Source organism: Cupriavidus sp. FW305-27, from assembly GCF_058787995.1.
Window position 1 is genome coordinate 125,181 of the sequence record NZ_JBYTAG010000006.1, and the last position, 23,704, is coordinate 148,884.

At 66.6% G+C, this 23,704-nt stretch carries 20 protein-coding genes and 2 pseudogenes; 6 read left to right on the top strand and 16 right to left on the bottom strand.

The features are described 5' to 3' along the window. Nucleotides 1–121: 121 nt before the first annotated feature. Entirely contained in the window at nt 122–1,135 is a 1,014-nt protein-coding gene (locus AC3WRI_RS04580) for an AraC family transcriptional regulator (protein ID WP_010814122.1), read from the top strand. A gap of 10 nt (nt 1,136–1,145) precedes the next feature. On the opposite strand, the gene fghA is transcribed toward AC3WRI_RS04580, so the two are convergent. The 9 genes from fghA to AC3WRI_RS04625 all read right to left on the bottom strand — a co-directional run bounded on the left by fghA (nt 1,146) and on the right by AC3WRI_RS04625 (nt 12,545). Continuing rightward, nucleotides 1,146–1,988 (bottom strand): S-formylglutathione hydrolase, encoded by an 843-nt coding sequence (gene fghA / locus AC3WRI_RS04585; RefSeq protein WP_010814123.1) that lies wholly within the window; start codon nt 1,986–1,988, stop codon nt 1,146–1,148. 13 nt (nt 1,989–2,001) lie between these two features. Further along, on the bottom strand, nt 2,002–3,108 hold the full coding sequence (locus AC3WRI_RS04590) for an S-(hydroxymethyl)glutathione dehydrogenase/class III alcohol dehydrogenase (RefSeq protein WP_492292648.1): 1,107 nt from the start codon (nt 3,106–3,108) through the stop codon (nt 2,002–2,004). 169 nt (nt 3,109–3,277) lie between these two features. Beyond that, nucleotides 3,278–3,862 (bottom strand): glycerol-3-phosphate responsive antiterminator, encoded by a 585-nt coding sequence (locus AC3WRI_RS04595; protein ID WP_010814125.1) that lies wholly within the window; start codon nt 3,860–3,862, stop codon nt 3,278–3,280. Between the two features lie 5 nt (nt 3,863–3,867). Continuing rightward, entirely contained in the window at nt 3,868–5,418 is a 1,551-nt protein-coding gene (locus tag AC3WRI_RS04600; protein ID WP_010814126.1) for an FAD-binding oxidoreductase, read from the bottom strand. Further along, a complete protein-coding gene (locus tag AC3WRI_RS04605) occupies nt 5,415–7,094 on the bottom strand; it encodes a glycerol-3-phosphate dehydrogenase/oxidase (RefSeq protein WP_010814127.1) in 1,680 nt (559 codons plus the stop codon). Before AC3WRI_RS04605 ends, AC3WRI_RS04600 begins: the two co-directional genes overlap by 4 nt. A gap of 18 nt (nt 7,095–7,112) precedes the next feature. Continuing rightward, the gene (locus AC3WRI_RS04610) at nt 7,113–8,636 is read right to left on the bottom strand and encodes an FGGY family carbohydrate kinase (RefSeq protein ID WP_011617071.1); all 1,524 of its coding nucleotides are present in this window, start codon (nt 8,634–8,636) and stop codon (nt 7,113–7,115) included. After that, nucleotides 8,633–10,096 carry an MFS transporter gene (locus AC3WRI_RS04615; protein WP_492292650.1) on the bottom strand — a complete coding sequence of 488 codons (1,464 nt, stop codon included), beginning with the start codon at nt 10,094–10,096 and terminating at the stop codon, nt 8,633–8,635. The genes AC3WRI_RS04610 and AC3WRI_RS04615 overlap by 4 nt, the downstream gene beginning before the upstream one ends. A gap of 150 nt (nt 10,097–10,246) precedes the next feature. Beyond that, nucleotides 10,247–11,614, bottom strand: a complete 1,368-nt coding sequence (locus AC3WRI_RS04620; protein WP_011617073.1) for an NTP/NDP exchange transporter — start codon at nt 11,612–11,614, stop codon at nt 10,247–10,249. A gap of 13 nt (nt 11,615–11,627) precedes the next feature. Continuing rightward, nucleotides 11,628–12,545 (bottom strand): aldo/keto reductase, encoded by a 918-nt coding sequence (locus tag AC3WRI_RS04625; protein ID WP_011617074.1) that lies wholly within the window; start codon nt 12,543–12,545, stop codon nt 11,628–11,630. Between the two features lie 329 nt (nt 12,546–12,874). On the opposite strand from AC3WRI_RS04625, the pseudogene AC3WRI_RS04630 reads away from it, so the two are divergent. Then, a pseudogene (locus AC3WRI_RS04630) lies at nt 12,875–13,393 on the top strand (two-partner secretion domain-containing protein); the annotation flags it as partial. Continuing rightward, a pseudogene (locus AC3WRI_RS04635) lies at nt 13,392–14,674 on the top strand (ShlB/FhaC/HecB family hemolysin secretion/activation protein); the annotation flags it as partial. The pseudogenes AC3WRI_RS04630 and AC3WRI_RS04635, both read left to right, overlap by 2 nt. Nucleotides 14,675–14,766: 92 nt before the next feature. Here AC3WRI_RS04635 and AC3WRI_RS04640 read toward each other — a convergent pair. The 7 genes from AC3WRI_RS04640 to AC3WRI_RS04670 all read right to left on the bottom strand — a co-directional run bounded on the left by AC3WRI_RS04640 (nt 14,767) and on the right by AC3WRI_RS04670 (nt 20,442). Continuing rightward, nucleotides 14,767–15,147: a type II toxin-antitoxin system VapC family toxin gene (locus AC3WRI_RS04640; protein WP_011617075.1), complete on the bottom strand. Its 381-nt coding sequence runs from the start codon at nt 15,145–15,147 to the stop codon at nt 14,767–14,769. Next, entirely contained in the window at nt 15,144–15,350 is a 207-nt protein-coding gene (locus AC3WRI_RS04645) for a type II toxin-antitoxin system VapB family antitoxin (protein ID WP_010814136.1), read from the bottom strand. The genes AC3WRI_RS04640 and AC3WRI_RS04645 overlap by 4 nt, the downstream gene beginning before the upstream one ends. A gap of 110 nt (nt 15,351–15,460) precedes the next feature. Beyond that, nucleotides 15,461–15,628: a DUF1484 family protein gene (locus tag AC3WRI_RS04650; RefSeq protein WP_232626219.1), complete on the bottom strand. Its 168-nt coding sequence runs from the start codon at nt 15,626–15,628 to the stop codon at nt 15,461–15,463. A 516-nt stretch (nt 15,629–16,144) separates the two neighbouring features. Continuing rightward, complete coding sequence (locus AC3WRI_RS04655) at nt 16,145–17,506, bottom strand: GntP family permease (protein WP_010814138.1); 1,362 nt, start codon at nt 17,504–17,506, stop codon at nt 16,145–16,147. A 110-nt stretch (nt 17,507–17,616) separates the two neighbouring features. Next, entirely contained in the window at nt 17,617–18,009 is a 393-nt protein-coding gene (locus AC3WRI_RS04660) for a RidA family protein (RefSeq protein WP_010814139.1), read from the bottom strand. A gap of 52 nt (nt 18,010–18,061) precedes the next feature. Further along, nucleotides 18,062–19,534: an N-acyl-D-amino-acid deacylase family protein gene (locus AC3WRI_RS04665; protein WP_011617077.1), complete on the bottom strand. Its 1,473-nt coding sequence runs from the start codon at nt 19,532–19,534 to the stop codon at nt 18,062–18,064. Nucleotides 19,535–19,536: 2 nt separating this feature from the next. Further along, complete coding sequence (locus tag AC3WRI_RS04670; protein ID WP_010814141.1) at nt 19,537–20,442, bottom strand: MurR/RpiR family transcriptional regulator; 906 nt, start codon at nt 20,440–20,442, stop codon at nt 19,537–19,539. A gap of 224 nt (nt 20,443–20,666) precedes the next feature. Between AC3WRI_RS04670 and AC3WRI_RS04675 the strand changes: the two genes are divergently transcribed. The 3 genes from AC3WRI_RS04675 to AC3WRI_RS04685 all read left to right on the top strand — a co-directional run bounded on the left by AC3WRI_RS04675 (nt 20,667) and on the right by AC3WRI_RS04685 (nt 23,594). After that, nucleotides 20,667–21,935 carry an amino acid deaminase gene (locus AC3WRI_RS04675; protein WP_011617078.1) on the top strand — a complete coding sequence of 423 codons (1,269 nt, stop codon included), beginning with the start codon at nt 20,667–20,669 and terminating at the stop codon, nt 21,933–21,935. A 13-nt stretch (nt 21,936–21,948) separates the two neighbouring features. Continuing rightward, nucleotides 21,949–22,884, top strand: coding sequence for a sugar kinase (locus tag AC3WRI_RS04680; protein ID WP_010814143.1), 936 nt, complete (start codon nt 21,949–21,951; stop codon nt 22,882–22,884). Nucleotides 22,885–22,949: 65 nt separating this feature from the next. Then, nucleotides 22,950–23,594: a bifunctional 4-hydroxy-2-oxoglutarate aldolase/2-dehydro-3-deoxy-phosphogluconate aldolase gene (locus tag AC3WRI_RS04685; RefSeq protein WP_010814144.1), complete on the top strand. Its 645-nt coding sequence runs from the start codon at nt 22,950–22,952 to the stop codon at nt 23,592–23,594. Nucleotides 23,595–23,704 lie beyond the last annotated feature (110 nt).

Below are 23,704 nucleotides of genomic sequence, written 5' to 3' on the forward strand. Positions count from 1 at the left end.
GGCAAGTCAGGCAGAATGCGCGCTTGGCGTTTGACCTGCGGGCAGTGTAGGAACGCCGGAGGCGGGCTCCTATGCCAAAATCCGCCAATCTTCGTGAACTCGTTTGCCACCCTCCAGCGCCATGGAAAAAGGCAGTGTCGCCATCTGTTTCGTCCACCACGCCATCGCGGGGCTGCGCGCGCGCGGCATCGACCCGGATCCGGTGCTGCGCGGCTCTGGCATTGCGCCGGCGCTGCTGGCGGTGCCGCAGTCACGCGTATCGGCCGCCAGCTACAGCGAGCTGTGGATGGCCGTGGCGGCGGCGCTGGACGATGAATTCTTCGGGCAGGATTCGCGCAGCATGAAGTGCGGCAGTTTTGCCATGCTGTGCCACGCGGTGGCGGGCAGCCGCACCCTGGGGCAGGGGCTGGAGCGCATCACGCGGTACTTCCGGCTGCTGCTGGACGATATCGGCGTGCGGCTGGAGCGCCACGGCGACGAGGCCGCGCTGGTGCTGACCGCGCCCTGCGCACACCTGGGGCGGCAGCCCGGCGTGTTTGCCAAGGAAACCATGCTGATCATGCTGCATGGCCTGATGAGCTGGCTGCTGCGGCGGCGCGTGCCGGTGCGGCTGGCGGCCTTCGACTACGACGAGCCGCAGTACAGCGCGGAATACCGCGTCATGTATTCGCGCCAGCTGGCGTTCGGGCAGCCGGCCACGGCGCTGGTCTTCGACGCGGCACTGCTGGAGCAGCCGGTGCGCCAGGACGAGCGCAGCCTGAAGGCCTTCCTGCGCGATGCGCCGCACAACGTGGTGGTGAAGTACTCCGACCGCGCCAGCGTGGGCGCGCGCGTGCGCAGGCTGCTGCGTAACCAACGCCCGGATCAATGGCCCACCTTTGAAGATCTGGCGATCAGCCTGAACCTGTCGGCATCATCGCTGCGGCGCCGGCTGATGGAGGAGGGCGTCAGCTACCAGGACCTGAAGGACGCGCTGCGGCGCGATCTTGCCATCGAGGCGCTCAGCCATTCGGGCCGCCCGGTCGCGGATATCGCGGCCGAGCTCGGCTTTGCCGAGCCGGGCGCGTTCCACCGGGCGTTCCGGCGCTGGACCGGATCGCGCCCGGGGGCATACCGCCGCGTGGCGGAAGGTTGATGCGGCGCGTCTACAGCTGTGCCGCGTGGTGGCGGATGTGATCGGCGATAAAGCTGGTGATGAAGTAGTAGCCGTGGTCGTAGCCGCTGTGCCGGCGCAGCGTCAGCGGCTGGCCGACGGCCTGGCAGGCTGCCGCGAAGGCTTCCGGATGCAGCTGGCTTTGCAGGAACTGGTCGTCCAGTCCCTGGTCGACCAGGATGCCGGCCGGGAAGGGCGCCCCATTCTGGCGTGCCATCAGTTCACTGGCGTCGTACTCAGCCCACGCGGCGCGGTCCGTGCCGAGGTAGCCAGTGAACGCCTTCTCACCCCACGGGCAGCGTGACGGCGCGGCGATCGGCGCAAACGCCGACACCGAGCGGAAGCGCTGCGGATGGCGCTGCGCCAGCACCAGCGCGCCGTGCCCGCCCATGGAATGCCCGAAGATGCCGACGCGGCCGGCATCGCCCGGCAAGGCGGTGGTGACCAGCCCGAACAGTTCGTCGGCCACATAGCTTTCCATGCGCCAGTACTCCTGCCACGGCGCCTCGGTGGCATCGACATAGAACCCGGCACCCACGCCGAAGTCCCAGGCATCGGCCTCGCCCGGCAGGCCCGCTCCGCGCGGGCTGGTATCGGGCGCCACCAGCATCAGGCCGTGCTCGGCGGCAAAGCGCTGCGCACCGGCCTTGATCATGAAGGTTTCCTCGGTGCAGGTCAGGCCGGCCAGGTAGAACAGCACCGGCACCTTGCCGCCTGCCTGCGCCTGCGGCGGCAGGTAGACCGAGAAACGCATCGGCAGCCCGATCGCCGTCGAATCATGGCGATAGAAGCGCTGCACGCCGCCGTGGCAGCCGTGTTGCGAGATCAGTTCCATGTCGGCGCCGTCCTCAGTAGAGCACCACGGAGCGGATCGACTCGCCGCGCTTCATCAGGTCGAAGCCCTCGTTGATGCGCTCCAGCGGCAGCGTGTGCGTGATCAGGTCGTCGATATTGAGCTTGCCTTCCATGTACCAGTCGACGATCCTGGGCACATCGGTGCGCCCGCGCGCGCCGCCAAAGGCCGAGCCCTTCCACTCGCGCCCGGTCACCAGCTGGAACGGGCGCGTCGAGATCTCCGCGCCGGCCTCGGCCACGCCGATGATGATCGACTTGCCCCAGCCCTTGTGGCAGCACTCCAGCGCCTGGCGCATGACCTGCGTGTTGCCGATGCATTCGAACGAATAGTCTGCACCGCCGTCGGTCAGCTGGATGATGTGGTCGACCACGTTCTCCACGTCCTTCGGGTTGATGAAGTGGGTCATGCCGAACTTGCGCGCTATGGCTTCGCGGCCCGGGTTCAGGTCCACGCCGATGATCTTGTCGGCGCCCACCATCTTGGCCGCCTGGATCACGTTCAGGCCGATGCCGCCCAGGCCAAACACCACCACGTTGGCGCCGGCTTCCACCTTGGCGGTGAACAGCACCGCGCCCACGCCGGTGGTGACGCCGCAGCCGATGTAGCAGACCTTGTCGAACGGCGCATCCGGGCGGATCTTGGCCAGCGCGATCTCCGGCACCACGATGTGGTTGGCGAAGGTCGAGGTGCCCATGTAGTGGAAGATCGGCTTGCCGTCGATGGAAAAGCGCGAGGTGCCGTCCGGCATCAGGCCCTTGCCCTGCGTGGCGCGGATCGCCTGGCACAGGTTGGTCTTGCGCGACAGGCAGAACTTGCACTGGCGGCATTCCGGCGTGTACAGCGGGATCACGTGGTCGCCGGGCTTGAGCGAGGTCACGCCGGGGCCAACGTCGGTGACGATGCCGGCGCCCTCATGGCCCAGGATTGCCGGGAAGATGCCTTCCGGGTCGGCGCCGGACAGGGTGTAGTAATCGGTATGGCAGATGCCGGTGGCCTTGACTTCCACCAGCACTTCCCCGGCGCGCGGGCCGTCCAGGTCCACGTCTTCAATGGTCAGCGGGGCGCCGGCTTTCCAGGCGATGGCGGCTTTGGTTTTCATGGGGGAGTCCTCCGGGATCAGGAATGTGGGGGGTGGCTTGCAGGCTGCGCGGCGCAGGCCGGCGCGGCGCGGGGCAAGCCAGGTCCGAGGACATGACTATACGATCTTCCTGCGGCTGCAGGCCAGTTTTGGCCGATCAGCGGTCAGCGAAACTGCCCAGGCGGGACTCTTACGCCTTCAGCGCTCTCGCTTCCAGGTTCCAGAGCTTGCGGTCGCTGGTGGAGACGGCCACAGCGCCTTGTGCGAGCGCGCTGCGGATATCATCCCGATTGCAGACAAAGCCTGATGTCACGATCGGCGGCAGCGCCTTGCGGTCCGCTTCTGGCAGGTGCGACAGCATCGGTGCCGGCATCAGCTGCACCAGGTTCGGGTCGCTCTGTTCGAGCGCCTTGACGCTGCGCGGCCAGGTGGAGCGGTCGGTCACAAAGACCTTCTGCATCGTCACCATGCCGGCGCGGTTGGCGCGCTGGATCGTTGCCACGCGCGTGGAGACCAGACTGGTCACCCCGATGTCGGCCAGGTACTCCACCCCGCCCTTGTCCTGCGACAAGCCTTCGCAGCTGTCGATATTGACGATGACGTACTTGCCGGCGCTGGCCAGCGTGGCGATGACGGGCTGCAGCTTGCGCAGTTCCACGTTGGCGACAATGCAGACTTCGGCCACGCTTTCAAAAATGGCGTCGATCTGGTCAACACCGTAGAGTGTGCCGATGACGGGGTGTCGCGTCAGGCGCGCACCGAGGGACCTGTCCATGCTGGTTACTTCGGTTCGTTGGTGAGCACGTCACTGAGACCCAGCTTGCCTGGGTTCAGGATATTCTGCGGGTCGAGTGCCTGCTTGACCGCCGCCAGCAGCGGGAACGCCGTGTCCAGCGACGGGGCCATGTATGGCGCGCGCAACAGTCCGATTCCGTGGTGGTGGCTCAGTGCCGCATTGTATTGGATCAGCACCGCATTGGCAGCATCCCATGCCTGGCGATACCACTTCTGGCGGTCTTCCACCGCGACCTCACCGCGCAGCGAGAAGTACAGGCAGGCGCCGTCCACATAGGCGTGCGACTGGTGCGCGGAGCCGGCGAGGGTGCCCGGCACGGCATTGATGGCCTTGACCACGTCCGCGTAGATGGCAGCCAGGTCGCGCCACGGTCCCGACATTTCGAGCGTGTCGGCGACAAAGCCGGGGCTGCGCTTGAAGCCCTCGGCGCTCTTGCCGGTCAGGTAGCGCGTGTCGAGCCAGCGCTCGAAAATGGACTCGCTGTCCAGCTTGTCACCAAGTTCCTGGCACACGCGCTCGCTGATCGTCATCACCGCATCGACCATCTCGCGCGCCCCCTCGTCGGCAACCAGCAGGACGTTGGTGTCCGGCAGCCCGAACTGCACGCCACTCTCCAGTTCGTCATAGAGCCGCAGCGCCGCGGGATTGGCCCCGCGCTGCATGATTTCGCGGCAGGCCTCCAGGCCGATGGCAAAGGTCTTGAAGCCATAGGCGATGGCGCGCCCGTAGTCGGGCAGGCGGTGCAGCTTGAGGCGCACGCGCACGATCACGCCCAGCATGCCCTCGGACCCGATGAACAGTTGCTGCAGATCCGGGCCCAATGCCGCGCGCGAGTAGCCGCCCACGGTGACGAGGCTGCCGTCGGCCAGCACCACATCCATGCCGAACACCATGTCCTCGATCTTGCCGTAGCGCGTGGACAACTGACCGGCGCCGCGGCAGGCTACCCATCCGCCGACCGTGCTGATCGCGTACGACGATGGCCAGTGGCCCATCGTCATGCCGAATTCCTTCTGCACGGTCTGTTCGAAAATGTCGCCGAACATGCCGGCTTCCACGTCGACGATCTGGCTGTCCTTGTCGAATCCGACCAACTGGTTCAGGCCGCACACGTCCAGCACGATGCCGCCGCGCACGGGCAGGGCGGCGCCCGTCACGTTGCTGCGGCCGGCCGATACGGTGACCGGAATGGCACTGGCGCTGGCAATGCGCATGACTGCCTGCACCTGTTCCACGGTGGAAGCGCGCACGATGACCCCGCGCGGCGTGGCGGGCCTGCCGGCGGTCTCCGTGATCATCGATCCTGCCCACCAGTCGCGCGTCCACGCCACGACGTCGGCGGTATCGGTCAGGACCTCGTCGGCCACCTTGCGCAAGGCCGCAATATCGGCCGCGCAGACGGCAATGGTGTCGCGTTGCAGGCCCGGCGCATCCGGGGTGCCCTGGATGTTCGCCGCATAGCCCGGCGGCGTGTGGGCGCCGACGACGTAGTTGCCGCGGTTGTAGCCGCGCTTGATGGCTTCCTTGCTGATCATGCTGAGTCTCCCATGAGGACGGATTTTTCGAGGGCGACGGCGGCCAGGTATTCGCTGACCTGCCGCGCCACGGCCGCTTCGGACAATCCGAGTTCGGCCTGGAGGATCTGGCCCACCCGCGCTGCGGCGCGGGCGGAGGCATCGCGCGCCATCAGGCGGGCGCGGATGCGTCGTGACAAGACGTCGTCAACCGTGCCGGCCAGTTCATGGCGCACGGCGTAGACGATTTCGGCTTCCGTATACGGCAGGCCTTCGACGATCGGCCTGGCAAGGGTGGCGTCCGCCTGCAGGATGTCACTGACAAAGCGCGCCTCCGTGCCATAGCGCTCGCCCAGGTGCGCGGACATGCCGCCGGATGCGACGATGGCCTGCGCGTCATAGCCAGCCGCCCCGAGCAGATAGGCCGATCTGGTCAGGCACTTGCTGCGCTTGCCGATGACCTTCTGCGCCGCATCGATGGTTTGCTCGGCCATGTGCCGCGAGGTCGTGAGCTTGCCGCCGACGATGGTCACCAGGCCGTCGTCCGCGGTATGAATCTCGTGATTGCGCTTGATTTCCAGGGTCTTGCCGCCGGGCGGCGCCACCAGCGGGCGGCACCCCGCGATGCTGCCGACCACGTCATCCGCCGTCAGGTCGGTCTTTAGTGCCGAGCGCGCGCCCTCCAGCAGGAAGTCGAGCTCCTGCCGGGTGCACATGACATTGTCGAGGTCGCCCTCATAGTCTTCGTCGGTGGTGCCGAGGTAGGACACATTGCCCCACCGCGTGATCGTTGCCCGGCGGCTGCGCCCGGGCACCGGGATCGTCACCGTGCAGTCATTGCGGATCTTCAGCCACGGGATGGCAACGTGGACGCCCTTGGCAGGGCGAATGTGCAGGGTCCTGGCCTCGCCCTTCCTGCGGCCGGTCCAGTCGCGCAGCCAGACGCCGGTTGCCATGATGACCACGCCTGCGCGCACGCGGATCTCGCGCTCGCCGGCGTGGACAATGGCGCCATCCACCTTGCCGTGGCCGTCGCGGGTGATCTCGGCGACGGTCGCGTGATTGACCACGGCCGCTCCGTGGAACGCTGCCGTGCGCGCGATGTTCAGTGTCAGGCGGGCATCATCGACGCGCGCATCGAAGTACAGGTAGCCGCCGGTCAGATGTTCCTCATTGAAGGTCGGGCAGTGGGACAGCACCTCGGCCTTGGTCAGCTTCTGGTGCAGGATTCCCTCGCGCCAGCCACCAGCGAGGTCGTAGGTCCAGAGCAGGCTCTCGAAGGCCTTGGCGAGGCGCTTGTCGAACACGCCGTTGCGCTCCATCACCGGGAACAGGAACGGCAGCCGCTGCACCAGGTGGCGCGCGTTGCGGCGCAGGCGCTGGCGCTCCAGCAGTGAATGGCGTACCAGGCCGAGATTGCCCTGCTCGATATAGCGCAGGCCGCCGTGCACCATCTTGGATGACTTGGAAGAGGTCCCCGCGGCGAAGTCGCACTTTTCAACCAGCGCCACGCGATAGCCGCGCAAGCTGGCATCCAGCGCGGCGTAGGCGCCCGTCACGCCGCCGCCGACCACCAGGATGTCGAACGCATCCGCCTCCAGGCGGTCGAGCAGGTCCCGGCGCACCAGCCGCAACGGCTCGGTGCTGGTCATGGCGGCGCGCTCGCGGTTAGCGCTGCGGGATGGAAAAATCACCATGTCTGTTATTGCTCCTGATTAATGGACCGCAAGCGCGTCCGCATGGTTGAGCTCGGATGCCACCCGCGCATGCCAGAGCGCGCGCCGCTGGGCGCGCTCATCGGCGCTGATCGCCGGTTCGAATACTGCGTCCGGGGTGGTGGTGGTCCGGGCCTGCTGCATGGAATCCCAAAGCAGGCCGGACGAGCCGGCAAGGTAAGCGATGCCGCGCAGGCTGGCGCGGTCGGTCTCCTTCATGCGGTGGATGGAAATTCCGCTGAGATCCGCCTGCATCTGCAGCAGCGCATCGCTGCCGGACAAGCCGCCGCCAACCACGAGCTCCGACACCGGCACGCCCGCGATCTCCCGGTTGGCCTCGATGCAGGAAGTCACCGAATGCGCAATGCCTTCAAGGATGGCAAAGGCCATCTCGGCCTGCGTCGTTGCCATCGAGATGCCGGTCAGTGCGGCGCGCGCCTCGGGCTGCATGCGTGGGACGCGCAGGCCGGTCAGCGCGGGAATAAAGGTCACGCCTCGTGAAGACGCAACGGTGCTGGCCAGCGCACTGATTTGCCTGGCGTTCTCGAACCAGCCGAGCTTGTCGCAGACCCAGTTGAGCGCGGAGCCGGTGGTGGCGACAAAGGTTTCGACGGAGAAATGCGACACGCCCAGTTGCCGGCGCGCGGTCATGGTCAGGGTGCTGTCCGACTTGCCGCTGCGGGCAGGAAGGTTCGGACCGACTACCAGGTCGACGAAGCTGCCGGTGCCATGCAGGCACATCGCCTGGCCGGCATCGAGACATCCCAGGCCGATTGCGCCGGCGAGCTGGTCCCCGGCACAAGCCAGGATCGGCACGTCAATCCCCAGCACGTCCGGCCGCGTGCGGCCGAAGTTGTCCGCATCCTGGCGCAGCTCAGGCAGCAGCTCGCGCGGAAAGCCAAGCGCGTCGATCCAGTCGAGCTGGTAGCGATGCCCGGTCAGTACATAGGCGTTGCAGGAAGTGGCGTTGGTCGGCGTGGTGATGCACGTGCGTGCCGTCGACAGGTGCCAAAGCAGCCAGCTGTCGATGGTGCCGAAGGCGAGCTGGCGCGCACGGAAGGCGTCAGCCACAGCCGGCGTGTCGCGCAGGTGCCGCGCCGCCCATAGGTAAGGCGAGCGCACACCGGTGGGGCGGCCGACTGCTTCGCGCAGAGTCGCGTCCCATGCCGGCGCAAGCTGATCCAGATCGGCTGCGTATCGCGTGTCCTGCCACACCATGGCGGGTACCAGCGCACGTCCGGTCTGCGTGTCCCACAGTACCGCGGTGGCGCGCTGGGTCGCGATGGCGAGGGCGGTGACGGTCAGGTTTTCGCGGGCAGCCTGTGCCAGGGTGGCGCGGCAAACTGCCAGGGTCTTGTCGAGCAGGACGTCGGCGTCCTGCTCGACCACGCCAGGGCAGGGCGAACGGACCTCAAGCGTGGTGTACTCGAGGCACATGACATGACCGTCAGCGGCGACCACCGCTGCCCGGGTGCCTGAGGTGCCCTCATCGATCGCAAGGATGACATTTCTGCGCTGGGTCATGGGCGGGCCTTCTCAATCGCGGGATTCATGAAACCCGGAGCGTCCGGCACATCGCCCTTGAACTGCGGGGCATCGGCTTCATTGTCGGGGTTGATGGTGGTGCGGGTCGGGTCCCAGCGGATCGCAAAGCAGATGATGCTGGCCAGCAGCGGGACCACAGAGAGAATCAGGAAGGTGGTTTCCAGCCCATACTGTGCGCGGAACAGCGGGAACACCAGCAGGCCCAGTGCAGCGCCGATGGCGCCGAGCGCGCCGATGATGCCGTTGGCGCCCGCGCGAAGTTCGCTGCGGAAGGACAGTGACGACAGGCTTTTGCCATTCGCGCCGGGCCCGCCCGAGTGGAACAGGATGAACAGCGACGGAACCACCACTGCCATCCACATCGGCATCTTGCCGTTGAACAGGCCCAGGATCAGCAGCATGGCGAATACCGCCGCAAAGCCGAACGCCGAGGCGCGGCGCAGGCCCAGCTTGCGGCCTATCAAGGGCGAGAGGAAGCCGCCAAAGATGCCGCAGACGTTGAAAACCAGCGCGCCGATGGTCGCGTAGACAAAGTCCTTGCCGAACAGGGCCGCACTGATCAGCGGCAGGTACCAGCCGATCGCGAAGTACTGGATCGACTGCCCGATCTGCACGATGGCCGCCAGCACGGTGCGCGGCAGGTAGACGCCGCGGAAGATCAGCAGAACGTTGGCCAGGCCGCGGCGCGCCTGGTTGAGGACGGGGATGCGTTCCGCGGGCGGGGCGGCAACGAACTCACGTCCGTAGATGCGCGTCATGGCGTGTGCGGCGGCATCGAGCAATTCCTTGCGTGCCAGCCAGATCGGGCTTTCCACCAGGAACAGGCCCTGCAGCAGCAGGATGACCACGCCGAAGACCGCGGTGGCTGCCACCGAGTAGCGCCAGATCGTATCGCCAACGTCCCAGGAGTAGAACAGCAGTGCCAGCAGCAGGTTGGAGCAGACGGCCGTGTACCACATGCCTTGCCACGTGTTCAGCCGACTCTTGAGTTTCACCGGCGTGAACTCCGCCAGCACCGCCATGGCGATGGCAAAGTCGATGCCGTAGGCCGCGCCGACAAAGAAGCGACCAGCCAGGATCACCTCGAAGCCGGGGGCAAACACCACCAGCAATGCGCCGGCCACGGCCAGGACCTTGGCGAGAACCAGCGGGCGGACGCGGCCCCAGCGGTCGGCCATCCAGCCGCCGATAGGGTTGAAGGCAATGGCCACCCAGGAGGCAAACGAGGTCAACAGGGCGACCTTTGCAGGCGCGAGTTGAAGGTTGCGCGTCATCGGCCCGAGGCCGGCGCTCAGCGCAGAATTGGAAAACGCGTCAAGGAATAGCCCGCCGAGTGCGAGCCACCAGATGACACCGGCCCTGCCGCGAATGCCCGGGCAGGAATCTATGTAGGCAATGACATCATCGATGCCACGAATCTTGATGGCAGAGTGTTGCACGGCGGTCTCCTCTTATTTGTTCTGTAAGAGGCCGCAGCAACTGCAAGGCGCGAAGAGACCATCTTACAGATGGTCTCTTATCTAGATCTGCGTGACCAATGTATGGCTTCGCAGGCACAGCGTCAACCGGGAAAACCCTTGTCCCGGGCATTAGCGTGCAGCGGTATTTCCCACTGCACGGCTGAGGCTGGCATCCGGCGGTCGCAACTGCCCCTCATGCCGCCGCCCCAGCCACCAGCCCAGCCCCGCCCACACCAGCGCCAGCACGGCGCCAGCCAGCGCCACCGTGGCGGGATGGCCCGACAGCGCATCGATCGCCGTCTTGACCCACGCACTGACCGCATCGCCCGCACGGTAGACCGCGGTGTCAATCACGTTCTTGGCCTTGTACTTGGTCTCGGGATCGACCACGGTGAACAGCATCTCGCGCCCGGGGCGCAGCAGCGCGTATTCGCCCACGCGCCGCAGGATCATCACGCCGGCCAGCACGCCGAAGGTCGGCAGCATCGCCAGCACGAGAAAGCCGCAGGTCACCGCCAGCGGCACCGCGGTCAGCAGCACGGTGACGCCATAGCGGCGCGCGATGCGGCCGGTGAAGAAGAGCTGGACCAGGATGGTCAGCGCCTGCACGGTAGCATCCAGCGCGCTGAAGACCTGGGTCTGGCGGGTGCGCTCCGGGAAGGCCTCGGCCACCAGCCGCGCCTGCTCGAAATACAGGAAGGTGCTGGCCGTGGCCAGCAGGATCACGAACAGGCCGATGCCAAGCAGGTAGCGCGAGCGCAGCAGCAGCGACAGCCCGGCCAGCAGCCCGCCGCCGATGGGGTTGGCCGGATCCTGCGCCGCGCCGGCCGGGGCTTCGCCCGGCTGCACCACGCCCGCGCCGGCGCGGCGGCGCCAGCCGAACAGCCAGCCCACGCCCGGCAGCGTTGCGGCCAGCAGCGCTGCCGACAGCAGCATCAGCCCGGTCAGGCCGATCTGCGGCACCAGCCAGCCGCCCAGCACGGGGCCGGCCAGCCCGCCCGCGCTGGCGCCGGCGGCCAGCAATGCGAACAGCCGGCGCGCCTGCTCGGGGCGGAACACATCGGCCATCAGGCTCCATGCCACGGACACCACGAACAGGTTGAACACCGACAGCCACACATAAAACACGCGCGCCAGCCAGACGTTGTCAGGCAGGGCGCGAGTGGCCAGCGCAAAGCCAAGCAGGTTGGCGATAAAGAAGGCGTACACCCAGGGCACGAAGCGGCGCCGCGGCAGCCACGCGCAGACCGCGCCGTACAGCGGGATCGCGGCCAGCATCACGACAAAGGTGGCGGTGAACAGCCACTGCAGGTTCTTCACGCCGCCGGCAATGCCCATGGTCTCGCGCACCGGGCGCAGCATGAAATAGCTGGCGAACAGGCAGAAGAAAAACAGGAAGCCGGCCACCACGGCGCCGGTCTCGCCGGGGCGGATGCCGAAGCCGCGCCGCAGCCGGGCCAGGCCGCCGGCAGGCGCCTCGCGCGCGGGATCGTCCACGATAGATTGCCGCTCAGCGCAGCAGCGCGGCGATGCGCTCGCGCTGGCCGGGGTCAGGCATGCGGCCCAGTCCGGCGCCGAGGTTGTCGGCCATGTTGGGCGGCTTGGAGGTGGCCGGGATCGCCGCGGTCACGGCGGGATGGCTGACGATGAACTTCAGGAACAGCTGGGCCCACGAGCCGCAGTCGATATCGCCGGCCCACGGCGGCAGCGGTCGGTCCTTGACGGCGCGAAAGAGGCGCCCGTCCTGAAATGGCCGGTTGATCAGCACCGCCACGCCGCGTGCTTCGCACAGCGGCAGCAGCGTGCGCTCGGCATTGCGCTCGGCCACTGAATAGTTGATCTGGACAAAGTCCACGCGCTCGCTGCGCACGATATTCTCCAGTGCCTCGTGCGCATCGTCGCGGTAGTGGGTGACGCCCAGGTAGCGGATGCGGCCCTGTTCCTTCAGCTCGCGCAGCCAGCGCAGGTTGGCCTGCCAGTCAATCAGGTTGTGTATCTGCAGCAGGTCGACCTTGTCTACATGCAGGTCGGCCAGCGAGCGCGCCCATTGCGCCTGCGCGGGCGCGCCGGACTTGGCCGAGATCTTGGTGGCCAGGAACACCCGGCTGCGGGCGTTGGCCGCGCGCAGCAGGTCGCCGGTCACGGCCTCTGCGCTGCCGTAGCTGGGCGCGGTATCGACGACCGAACCTTCGCTCTGCAGCAGCAGGCCCATTACCTCCGCCAGCGGCTTGCGTTCGGCGGCGCCGGTGCCGACGTTGAAGGTGTCGGCGGTGCCCATGCCGATCACGGGCAGGGCTTCGGTGGTGCCCGGGATATTGCGGCGCAAGGGGGCGGCGACGGTGGCGGCATGAGCCGGCAGCACAGGGCCGAGGCCGGTAGCGGCCAGGCCTGCTGCAAGGCTGAGGAAGGAGCGGCGGTCGATCGACATGGGATGGTTCCCGGCAAGTCACTTACTGGTTGACCTTAGGCGGTGGGCGGAGCCTTGTAAACCGTTGCGTTGATCGGTTGCGCGGCAGACTTCGCCGTTCAGGGCGGGGAATGGCAAGGCGCGGCTGGATGCGCTGGTGAGCGCGGCCTGGCGGGGCGCGGTGGCTCCGGACACAGGCGAAAATGAGCCACTAACGTTAAATTTCTTGTGGAATCAATCAGGCAATTCAGATTTTCATGTTTTGTCTCATTTTGAGATTTTTGACATTTATTCCTTAGTGGCTTGGGTAAAGTTGCGCACGTATCAAACCGTGTGCCGTTACCCAGATCATGAATCGCCGTTGCTACCGCCTTGTCTTCAATCGGTCACGCGCCATGCTGATGGCGGTCGAGGAATCGGCGAGCGGCCTGGGCAAGCGGCGCAGCGCTGGGTCACGCTGCACACAGGCTACGGCGTTCACCCGCATGGCGCGCTTCGGCCTGCCGGCAACGACCCTGGCCGCCTGGTGCGCAATGGGGCTGCCATGGGCGGCCAGCGCACAGGTGGTGGCGGACCCGAACGCGGGCGCCAACCGGCCCGCCGTGGTCCAGACCGCGAACGGGCTGCAGCAGGTCAATATCACCCGGCCGTCCACCGCCGGCGTGTCCGTCAACGCCTACACCCAGTTCGACGTCCCCAAGGCCGGCATCATCCTGAACAATTCGCCGTCGATCGTGGCTACCCAGCAGGCGGGGTACGTCAACGGCAACCCGAACCTGCTGCCGGGCGGCTCGGCCCGCATCATCGTCAACCAGGCCACCGGCACACTGCCGAGCCAGTTGCGCGGCTACCTGGAGGTTGCCGGACAAGGGCTACGTCACCACCCGCGTGCTGGTACCCGAGCAGGACTTGAGTTCCGGCACGCTGAAGCTGGCACTGCTCCCCGGCGTCATAGGCGAACTGCGCTTCGCCGAGCCCGACCTGTGGGGCACCCGGAAATCGGCTTTCCCCGCACCCAGGCGACTTGCTGAACCTGCGCGACCTTGAGCAAGGCCTGGAGCAAATGAAGCGTGTGCCGAGCCCAGGATGTGGACATGCAGATCGTGCCGACGAAGGCGCCGGGCGTGAGCGACGTGGTGATCGCCGTCAAACGCGGCAAGCCCTGGACGGTGGTGGCCTCGGTGGACAATTCCGGCACGCGCTCGACCGGCAAGTGGCAGGGCAACCTGAGCGTGAGTCTGGACAATCCGCTCGGCCTGAACGACCTTTTCAACGTCGGCTACAACCAGGATCTGGGCTTCGCCAACAAGGAACAGGCACGCGTGGCTGGAATGGCTATTACTCGGTGAACAACTATTTCCAGCAGATCGCCGGTGTCAATCAGACCTTCATCTCCAGCGGCAAGTCGGAGACAGCGGACCTGAAGCTGCACCGCGTGCTCAACCGCAGCCAGAACGATGTGTTCGGCATGCAGTTTCGCCTGACCCGGCGCTTTGGCAAGAGCTTCATCGAGGACACCGAGATCGCGCAGCAGCGCCGCAACAATACGGTGCTCGAGGCGGGCATCACGGATCGCCACTACTTCGGCGCGGCGCAGTTCGACGGCACGCTGGCCTATCGCCAGGGCCTCGGCGGATTCGGCGCGCAGGACGATGTGTTGGCCGACAGTGGCGGCCCCACCTGGCGCTATCGGATGCTCGTGGCGGACGCCAACCTGTCGGTACCGTTCAAGCTGGGCGAGCTGCCGCTGCGGTATGTCACCACTTTCCACGGCCAGTTCACCAACGACCGGCTCTACTACATTGATGCGCTCACCATCGGCAGCCGCTACACGGTGCGTGGCTTCGATGGAGAGAACCTGCTGGCCAGCGAGCGCGGCTTCTATTGGCGCAATGAGCTACATGCGCCTCTGGGCGGCAGCCGGGCAGGCGCTGTATGCAGGACTCGATTATGGAAGGGTCTTCGGGCCGATTACCACTGCGCTGGCCGGCACCCAACTGACCGGGGCGGTGATTGGACTACGCGGAGGGCTGGGCTCGCGGCTGGGCTCAGTCTCGTATGACGTGTTCGTCGGTATGCCGGTCTATAAGCCCGCAGCGTTCCATACGGCCGCGGTGACGGCTGGGTTGCAGGTGGTGTATCGGTATTGATTCCCGCAGGACGAGGCGTGACAGTGCAGAATCATCGGCACACCAACAGTTGGAAAGCATCCGGTTGTAGCGGGGCGTACTTCAGCAGCCTGCTAGTGAAGCTTGGGTCGATGCGCCACACGAAAACGCACTGACAAGTCGTTTAGACGCTGATCCAGTGTCCATAGCCGTGCGCCTGGCGTGATCAAAGTGGAAGCCAGCAATGAGACATCCACCAGGCCGCAACCGAGTCCATGCAATTTCTCGTGCTCGATGAACGCCATTACCTCTGCCAGGCTGGCCTGCCTTGCGGGCTGCAACAGCCCGATGTCACCGAGTGTCCGCGCACGCGGTGCCGGGGGCGTGCCGCAGGCTAGTTCAACCAGGACCATGGGGTGGGTCAGTGCTTGATCCGACACGAGCAAACTGACCAGTGCGTCATTGCGGTTCTTGAAATGATCCACCCACACAGAGGTGTCGACGAGCACGCTCATTTCGATTCGGGTTCCATGCGGCTACGTGGCACATCTTCCATGTCGGGCGCGGTGCCACCCAGCGCCGCGAGGCGCTTGGCTGCTTGCACCCGCACGAAAGTCTTGATTGCCTCACGAAAAAGATCAGATTTGTCCATGCCAGGGTCGGCTATCTCTAGTGCTTGTTCATAAAGGGCGTCATCGATAGTGACGGTCGTGCGCATAGCATGCTCCTTGCCTCAGATTTGATGTTATGGTGCATCAAAAAAAGCATCTAGGCAAGGTTGCCCGCAGGATGGTGTGACGGTGACTGCCCCGTCACACCAACGCGCCGCTACAGCATCCGCTCCCGTTCGGCTAGCAGTCCATCAAGCTGCGCCTTCACCATGCCAAGCAGGCAAAGCGCGCTGAAGCAGCCCTCCGAGCGTTCGCTTTCGTGATCCAGAAGTACGAGAACTCCGTCGATACCAGCGCGGACCTGCTGCAAGCATTCGTTAGTCATCTTATCGATCGTCGTTATTGATTCCTCACTGGTGAGTGCGCGCCACTCCTTTCCACGTGAGGGCGGCGGGCCAGTCAACGAGGGTGGAAAGACCGGTCTGACGAGGTGGAACCGGCCAGCCTTGCGGCTGCCTCGCTTGGCCCGCCATGGAACCATGCGAGCACACAGGCGTTGCATGCTGCAAGCGCAACGCCTGTCCTCGTCAGGCATCCGGGCTTTCCACACCCGATCATCGGTGATCCGATGACGCCACCAGTATTTGCTGTCGGTGCAGGGGAATCGATGAGAGATGTCGCATTTCCAGGGGCGGGCGAAGTTTGAATCCATGCAGCGGATCCGGAAATCGCCGACTCTTGAAAATGCACGTGCGGCTTTCGTAAACCGCGCCCATGCCGTCGAAGGCAGTCACGGCCATGAAGCTGGGATGGCCCGCGCAGGCAAGCCAATCCCGGTGGATACCGGGGCCTGCCGGGGCCGCCCGGCGCGCCCCCGGGGCGGGGGCGCGGGAGGTAACGCTCAGATCAGCGTGGCCAGGCCCAGCGTCAGCAGCAGTGCCACCACGGAGATGATGGTTTCGCAGACCGACCAGGTCTGGAAGGTCTGGGTCACGGTCATGTTGAAGTATTCCTTGACCAGCCAGAAGCCGCCGTCGTTCACGTGCGACAGGATCAGCGAGCCGGCGCCGGTGGTCAGCACCAGCAGTTCCGGGCGGGTGCCCGGCACGCTGGCGGCGATCGGTGCGACGATGCCCGCGGCGGTGGTCATGGCCACCGTGGCCGAGCCCGTGGCGATGCGGATCATCACCGCCACCAGCCAGCCCAGCACCAGCACCGACACGTTGGCGCCGGTGGCGACGTCGACGATGGCGTTGGAGATGCCGGAGTCGCGCAGGATGCGGCCAAAGCCACCGCCGGCGCCGACCACCAGCGTGATGATGGCGGTGGGCGCCACGCACTCGTTGGTGAACTTGAGGATGGTCTCGCGGTTGAAGCCGCGCGCCTTGCCGAAGGTGTAGAAGCTCACCAGCGCGGCGATCAGCAGCGCCATCACCGAGTTGCCGATCAGCTTCAGGAAGTCGTTGGCAAAGGTCTTGGGCGTGGTGAACAGGTCGGCCCAGCTGCCGATCAGCATCAGGATCACGGGCAGCAGGATGGTGAACACCGTGATGCCGAAGCCCGGCAACTCGTGCGATGCCTTGACGCGCTCATCCTCTTCGGTGAACTGGTCCGCCAGCGGGTTGACCTCGGGCAGCTTGACGTAGCGGTCCATCAGCTTGGCGAACAGCGGGCCGGCGAGGGCTGCCGTGGGAATGCCAACGATCAGCGCGTACATGATGGTCTTGCCGATGTCGGCGCCATAGGCGGTCACCGCCAGCAGCGCGGCCGGGTGCGGCGGGATCAGGCCGTGCACCACGGACAGGCCGGCCACCATCGGGATGCCGACCAGCACCATCGACGTGCCGGTGCGCTTGGCCACGTTGAAGGCGATCGGCACCAGCAGCACGAAGCCCACTTCAAAGAACACCGGCAGGCCGACGATAAAGGCGATGGTGGCCATCGCCCAATGCACGTTCTTCGCGCCGAAGAAATCGATCAGTGTGTTCGCGATGCGCTCCGCGCCGCCGGATTCGGCCATCATCTTGCCGAGCATGGTGCCAAGGCCGACCACCAGCGCGATATGGCCCAGCGTGCCGCCGACACCGGCTTCAAAGGACTTGACGATGTCGCCCATCGGCATGCCCACGGCAAAGCCGAGCAGCACCGATACGACCACCAGGGTAATGAAGGGGTTGAGCTTGAAGCGCGCGATCAGCACCACCAGTGCGATCACTGCGATCAGCGCATACACCAAGAGCGTGGTTCCGGTGACGGCACCCATATAGTCTCCTTGTGTGGAAAAAAGGCCGCTTGTGGCGGCAGGGGTTAGTTTTTAGTTTTTCCCCTCTCCCGCGGTAGCGGGAGAGGGCACGCAATCCGCAGGCAGCAGGCTCAGGCCGCCGGCTTCTTGTAGGCGATGCAGTCCACTTCGACCTTGCAGTCCACCACCATGCTCGACTGCACGCAGGCGCGCGCGGGCGGGTTGGCGCCGAAGTATTCCTTGAAGATCTTGTTGAACGAGGCGAAGTCGCGCGTGTCGTCCAGCCAGACGCCGCAGCGCACCACGTGCTCCGGGCCGTAGCCGGCCTCGGCCAGGATGGCCAGCACGTTCTTGATGGCCTGGTGGGTCTGGGGCACGATGCCGCCGTCGATGACCTCGCCGCTGACCATCGGCACCTGGCCGGAGACGTAGAGCCAGCCGTCGGCCGCGACCGCGCGGGCAAAGGGCATGTGCTGGCCGCCGGTACCGGTGCCGCCTTCGACGCCGAATCGTTTGATGTCCATGGGTACTCCTGGGATGGGTTGGATATGGGAAGGAAGGAGGGCAGCGCGCCGGTCAGGCGGCGCCGAACTCAGGCCGCGAGCCTCGCGGCAGGAACCGGCCGGCGCGCACGCCGGTGGCCTGGCGCTGCTGCCATGACAGCTCGCCGTTGACCCAGACCGCGGCAATGCCCTCGGCCGGTTGCATGGGATCGGTAAAGCTGGCCGCATCTCGGATGGTGGTGGCGTCGAACAGCACCAGGTCGGCCCAGTAGCCTTCACGCACGAAGCCGCGCTCCTGCAGCCCGAAGCGCTCGGCGGACATGCCGGTCATCTTGTTGACGGCCACCGTCAGCGGGAACAGCTCGCGGTCGCGGGCGTAGTGGCCCAGCACGCGCGGGAAGGCGCCCCACAGGCGCGGATGCGGCAGCGGGTCGTTGGGCAGCCCGTCCGACCCGACCACCGTGGCCGGATGGCTCAGGATGCGGTCGACGTCGGCGTCTTCCATGCAGTGGTAGACCGCGCCCGCGGGCATCAGCCGGCGCGCGGCTTCGTGCAGGTTTACCTGCCATTCGGCGGCGATATCGGCCAGCAGGCGGCCGCCCATCTCGGGCGCGCCTTCGGACCAGGTCACCATGATGTCGAAGTCGCTGGTGACCTGCTTCAGGTCCAGCGTGGAGGAGCTGGCGGTGTAGGGGTAGCAGTCGCAGCCCACCGGCTGCCAGCGCTGCGCACCGTCGAGCGCGTCCAGCACCTCGGTGCTGCGGCCCCAGTTGGCCACGCCCGCGCATTTCAGGTGCGAGATCACCACCGGCACGCGCGCATGGCGGCCGATGCGGAAGGCCTCATCCATGGCGTCGAGGATCTCGGCGAACTCGCTGCGCAGGTGGGTGGCGTAGAGCGCGCCGGCCTTGGCCAGCGGTTCGGCCAGCGCCAGCACCTCATCGGTCGGCGCGCTGAAGGCGTTGGCGTAGGCCAGGCCCGTGGACAGGCCCAGCGCGCCGTGCTGCAGCGCTTCTTCCAGCTGCGCGCGCATCGCCGCGATTTCTTCCGGCGTGGCGGCGCGGTCGAAGCGGTCCATATGGTTGCTGCGCAGCGCGGTATGGCCGACCAGCGCGGCAACGTTGACCGCGGGCTGCGCGGCTTCCACCGCATCGACGTAGGACTTGAAATCCGGGTAGCGGAAGGCGTCGGCATGGCCGAGCAGGTTCATCGGGTCGGGCGGCTCGCCCGCCAGCGTCACCGGTGCGGCGCTGATGCCGCAGTTGCCGACCACCACCGTGGTCACGCCCTGCGACAGCTTGGGCGTCATCGCGGGCTGGCGCACCACGTTGGTATCGTCGTGCGTATGCACGTCGACAAAGCCCGGTGCAAGGACCAGGCCGTCGCCTTCGACTACATGCGAGGCGGCGTCGGGATCGATCGCGCCGGCTTCATCGATGCGGGCGATGCGGCCGTCGCGCAGGGCCACGTCGGCCAGGCGTGCGGCGGCGCCGGAGCCGTCGATCAGGGTGACGCAGCGGATCAGGGTATCGAACAGGTGTGGCATGGTCAGTCTCCGAGCGGCTGGCGGCTGTCAGGGCCCCGGGCGGGGCCGCTTTCGCCGCGGTGGCTGTCCAGCACGTACTTGAGCCGGCGCAGGCGCTCTTTGCTCTGGTCCGGCTGCAACAGCGCGCATTGCGTGGCGAGCACGTCCAGCACCATCAGCATGGCGTAGCGCGATGCCGACGGTTTGAAAATGAAATCCGTCTCCAGCGTGCGCACCGGCAGCAGCACGTCGGCGCGCGCGGCCAGTGGCGAGCCCAGCGCGGTCACGGCCACCAGGCGGGCACCGTACTCGCGCGCGATATCGCAGCTGGCCAGCATCTCCGGCACGCGGCCGCTGGCCGAGAAGGCCAGCACCACGTCGTCGCGGCCCAGCGTGGCCGCCACCATCTTCTGTAGCAGCGCGTCCTGGTAGCTCGCCACCGGCTGGCCCAGGCGCGCCAGGCGATGGCGGGCCTCGTCGGCCATGAACGACGAGCCGCCGCCCATGCCAAAAGCGTAGACCATGCGTGCGCCGAGCAACAGGCGCGCGGCCTGTTCGATGCGCTGCGCATCCATCATGCCGCGGTTGACTTCGAGCGCGGTGAGGATGTCGGCGTGGATGCTGTCAGCGAGTGTGGCCGGGGTGGCTTCACCGGCGGGAACGCTGCCGGGCTGCAGGAAGCGCGCACCCACCGCGGTGGCCTGCGCCAGGCGCAGCTTCAGGTCGCGCACGTCGCGGCAGCCGATGGCCTTGGCAAAGCGCGTCACGCTGGCCTCGCTGACGCCGGCCTTGCGCGCCAGCTCATTGATGCTGGCGGCGGCCGCGCCGGCCAGGTCTTCCAGTACCACCTGCGCCACCTTCTGCTCGGCCAGGCGCAGCGCGGGGCCGCGCTCGGCGATGCGGGTCAGGATGTCGAAGGGCGCAGTCATGGGCGGCAGGTCTGGTCGGAAGACGGGTCGGATCGAAATGTGACGAAAACTGCGGTGCTTGCAGGCAGGGGCTATAACAGTGATTGGCGCACGTGGCGGATGCCAGTCGCGTGGTCCCGGCTAGCCCTTCCGGGCATCTGCGTGTTACTTTATAACAAGGATGAAATATCTTATTTTCAGGGCTATCATTACGTCAATCAGATTTTTTCAGGGTGATGACAAGCATGCGTGAAATAAAGTATCAGGCTGGCGTGATCGATCCGCTCAACAAGGCGCTGGGACGGATGGAGACCCCGATCGCCCCGGATGCGGCCGGGCAGACCGGCTGGAACCTGTTGCGGGAAGAGCTGAGCCTGCCGGCCGCGGTGCTCTATGAAGACCGGCTTGCGCATAACCTGGAATGGATGCGCCGCTTCATGAACGAATACGGCGTGCAGCTTGCGCCGCATGGCAAGACCACCATGGCGCCCAAGCTGTTTGCGCGCCAGCTTGGCGCCGGCGCGTGGGGCATCACGCTGGCCACCGCGCACCAGACCGCTGCCGCGCATGCGCACGGCGTCAAGCGCGTGCTGATGGCCAACCAGCTGGTGGGCCGGCGCAATATGGAAATCATCGCTGACCTGCTGCGCGATCCGGATTTCGAATTTTTCGCGCTGGTGGACTCGGCCGCGCTGGTCGACCAGCTCGGCAAGTTCTTCCAGGAGCGCGGCCAGAAGCTGCAGGTGCTGCTGGAACTGGGCGTGGAAGGCGGGCGCACCGGCGTACGCGACGACGCGCAGCAGCAGGCCGTGCTGGACGCGCTGGCGCGCTGGCCGCAGGCGCTGTCGCTGGCCGGCGTCGAGATCTATGAAGGCGTGCTCAAGGAAGAAGCCGATATCCGCAAGTTCCTGCAGCGCACCGTGGCGGTAACGCGGCAGCTGGCACAGGAAGGCCGCTTCGGCCGCAGCCCGGTGGTGATGTCGGGCGCGGGTTCGGCCTGGTACGACGTGGTGGCCGAGGAATTCGCGCGCACCGAGATCGGCGCGCCGATCGACATCGTGCTGCGCCCGGGCTGCTACCTGACGCATGACGTGGGCATCTACCGCGCCGCGCAGCAGCGCATCCTGGCCAGCAACCCGGTCGCGCAGAAGATGCGCGAGGGCCTGCTGCCGGCGCTGCAGCTGTGGGCCTATGTGCAGTCGATCCCCGAGCCGGACCGCGTCATCATCGGCATGGGCAAGCGCGATGCGGCCTTCGACGCCGGCATGCCGATCCCGGCACGGCTGTACCGGCCTGGCACCGAGGCGCCGGTGGACGTCCCCGCGCATTGGGAAGTCACCGGCATGATGGACCAGCACGCCTACCTGCAGGTCAAGCCTGGCGACGACGTTCAGGTCGGCGACATGATCGCCTTCGATATCTCGCACCCGTGCCTGACTTTCGACAAGTGGCGCCATATCCCGGTGCTGGACAGCGAAATGCGCGTGATCGACATCGTGCAAACCTTCTTCTGAGGCAGGCAGCCCCATGAGCATCGATATCCTGGCCTACGGCGAACCGCTGGTGGAGTTCAACCAACAGCCCGACGATCCATCGCGCTACCTGCAAGGCTTTGGCGGCGACACTTCCAACTTCTGCATTGCCGCTGCGCGCCAGGGCGCCAGCACCGGCTATATCTGCGCGGTCGGTGCCGACACCTTCGGCGAGCGCCTGCGCGCGCTATGGACGCAGGAGCGGGTCGATACCCGCCACGTGCGCGTCGACCCGAGCGCGCCTACCGGGGTCTACTTTGTCTCGCACGACAACCACGGCCACCGCTTCGATTACCTGCGCGAAGGCTCTGCTGCCAGCCGCTACCAGCACGAGCATCTGCCGCTGGGCGCGATCGCCGCGGCGCGCTACCTGCACCTGTCGGGCATCAGCCTGGCCATCAGCACCAGCGCCTGCGATGCCGGGCTGGACGCGATGGAGCATGCGCGCAAGGCCGGCACCAAGGTCACGCTGGACACCAACCTGCGGCTGCGGCTGTGGTCGCTGGCGCGCGCGCGCGGCATCATGCGCGAGGCCCTGATGCTGACCGACGTGTGCCTGCCCAGCTGGGATGACATCACCGTGCTGACCGGGTTGGACGACCGCGACGCCATCGTCGACTACCTGCTGGGCTGCGGCATCGGCCTGGTCGCGCTGAAGCTGGGCGAAGAGGGCTCCTATGTGGCCACGCCAGAGTCGCGCGCGCTGGTGCCGCCTTATCCGGTCAAGCCGGTCGATGCCACCGGGGCGGGCGACTGCTTCGGCGGCAGCTTTGTTGCGCGCCTGGCCGCGGGTGCCGACCCGTTCGAGGCGGCGCGTTATGCCAACGTGGCTGCCGCGCTGTCGACCACCGGTTATGGCGCGGTGGCGCCGATCCCCGACGCCCAGACCGTGCTGGGCCGGCTGGCACAGTCGGTGTCGGTGATCGCATGACCCGGTTGGCCTGAACTCCTGCTTCCCTGAAACCCTGCTCCTGCACTCCCTACTCCGAGACAGCCATGCAAAACCAGACTTCCCCGCTGCTTCAACGCCTTGCCGACGTGCCGGTGATCCCGGTGCTGGAATTCCACTCGGTCGACGAGGCCCTGCACGTCAGCGAGGCACTGGTCACCGGCGGCTTGCCGCTGCTTGAGATCACGCTGCGTACGCCGGTGGCACTGGAGGCGATCAAGGCGGTGGCGGCAGCCTTGCCGCAGGCCTGCGTCGGAGCCGGCACGGTGCTGAACGTCGAGCAGCTGCACGCCGTGCGCGATGCGGGCGCGCAGTTTGCCGTCTCGCCCGGCCTGACCCCGGCGCTGGCCGAGGGCGCGCAGGGCGCGGGCATCTCGCTGCTGCCGGGCGTGGCCACCGCCAGTGAGGCGATGGCGGCGCTGGAAGCCGGCTTCACCTTCCTCAAGTTCTTCCCGGCGCAGGCAGCGGGCGGCGTGCCGATGCTGAAGTCGCTGGGCGGCCCGCTGCCGCAGCTGCGCTTCTGCCCGACCGGCGGCATCGACGCCGCGCTGGCGCCGACCTACCTGGCGCTGCCGAACGTGGTGTGCGTGGGCGGTTCGTGGGTGGTGCCCAAGGACGCGGTTGCCAGTGGCGACTGGGGCCGCATCCGCACGCTGGCCGAGCAGGCCAGGGCATTGCGCAACAAGCGCTGAGCAGCGGCAGCGCAAAGAGAAACGGCACGCCAGTGAACTGACCCCGTAAAGTTGGACGGGTAAGTTAGGCCGCCAAGGGCTGAGTCCTGTATTGCACGGGGCTCAGCCCT

Bases quoted from the DNA above. Each gene is read 5' to 3' on its own strand.
- AC3WRI_RS04580 (WP_010814122.1), top strand. From the start codon at position 122: ATGGAAAAAGGCAGTGTCGCCATCTGTTTCGTCCACCACGCCATCGCG.
- fghA (WP_010814123.1), bottom strand. From the start codon at position 1,988: ATGGAACTGATCTCGCAACACGGCTGCCACGGCGGCGTGCAGCGCTTC.
- AC3WRI_RS04590 (WP_492292648.1), bottom strand. From the start codon at position 3,108: ATGAAAACCAAAGCCGCCATCGCCTGGAAAGCCGGCGCCCCGCTGACC.
- AC3WRI_RS04595 (WP_010814125.1), bottom strand. From the start codon at position 3,862: ATGGACAGGTCCCTCGGTGCGCGCCTGACGCGACACCCCGTCATCGGC.
- AC3WRI_RS04600 (WP_010814126.1), bottom strand. From the start codon at position 5,418: ATGATCAGCAAGGAAGCCATCAAGCGCGGCTACAACCGCGGCAACTAC.
- AC3WRI_RS04605 (WP_010814127.1), bottom strand. From the start codon at position 7,094: ATGGTGATTTTTCCATCCCGCAGCGCTAACCGCGAGCGCGCCGCCATG.
- AC3WRI_RS04610 (WP_011617071.1), bottom strand. From the start codon at position 8,636: ATGACCCAGCGCAGAAATGTCATCCTTGCGATCGATGAGGGCACCTCA.
- AC3WRI_RS04625 (WP_011617074.1), bottom strand. From the start codon at position 12,545: ATGTCGATCGACCGCCGCTCCTTCCTCAGCCTTGCAGCAGGCCTGGCC.
- AC3WRI_RS04640 (WP_011617075.1), bottom strand. From the start codon at position 15,147: ATGAGCGTGCTCGTCGACACCTCTGTGTGGGTGGATCATTTCAAGAAC.
- AC3WRI_RS04645 (WP_010814136.1), bottom strand. From the start codon at position 15,350: ATGCGCACGACCGTCACTATCGATGACGCCCTTTATGAACAAGCACTA.
- AC3WRI_RS04650 (WP_232626219.1), bottom strand. From the start codon at position 15,628: ATGACTAACGAATGCTTGCAGCAGGTCCGCGCTGGTATCGACGGAGTT.
- AC3WRI_RS04655 (WP_010814138.1), bottom strand. From the start codon at position 17,506: ATGGGTGCCGTCACCGGAACCACGCTCTTGGTGTATGCGCTGATCGCA.
- AC3WRI_RS04660 (WP_010814139.1), bottom strand. From the start codon at position 18,009: ATGGACATCAAACGATTCGGCGTCGAAGGCGGCACCGGTACCGGCGGC.
- AC3WRI_RS04665 (WP_011617077.1), bottom strand. From the start codon at position 19,534: ATGCCACACCTGTTCGATACCCTGATCCGCTGCGTCACCCTGATCGAC.
- AC3WRI_RS04670 (WP_010814141.1), bottom strand. From the start codon at position 20,442: ATGACTGCGCCCTTCGACATCCTGACCCGCATCGCCGAGCGCGGCCCC.
- AC3WRI_RS04675 (WP_011617078.1), top strand. From the start codon at position 20,667: ATGCGTGAAATAAAGTATCAGGCTGGCGTGATCGATCCGCTCAACAAG.
- AC3WRI_RS04680 (WP_010814143.1), top strand. From the start codon at position 21,949: ATGAGCATCGATATCCTGGCCTACGGCGAACCGCTGGTGGAGTTCAAC.
- AC3WRI_RS04685 (WP_010814144.1), top strand. From the start codon at position 22,950: ATGCAAAACCAGACTTCCCCGCTGCTTCAACGCCTTGCCGACGTGCCG.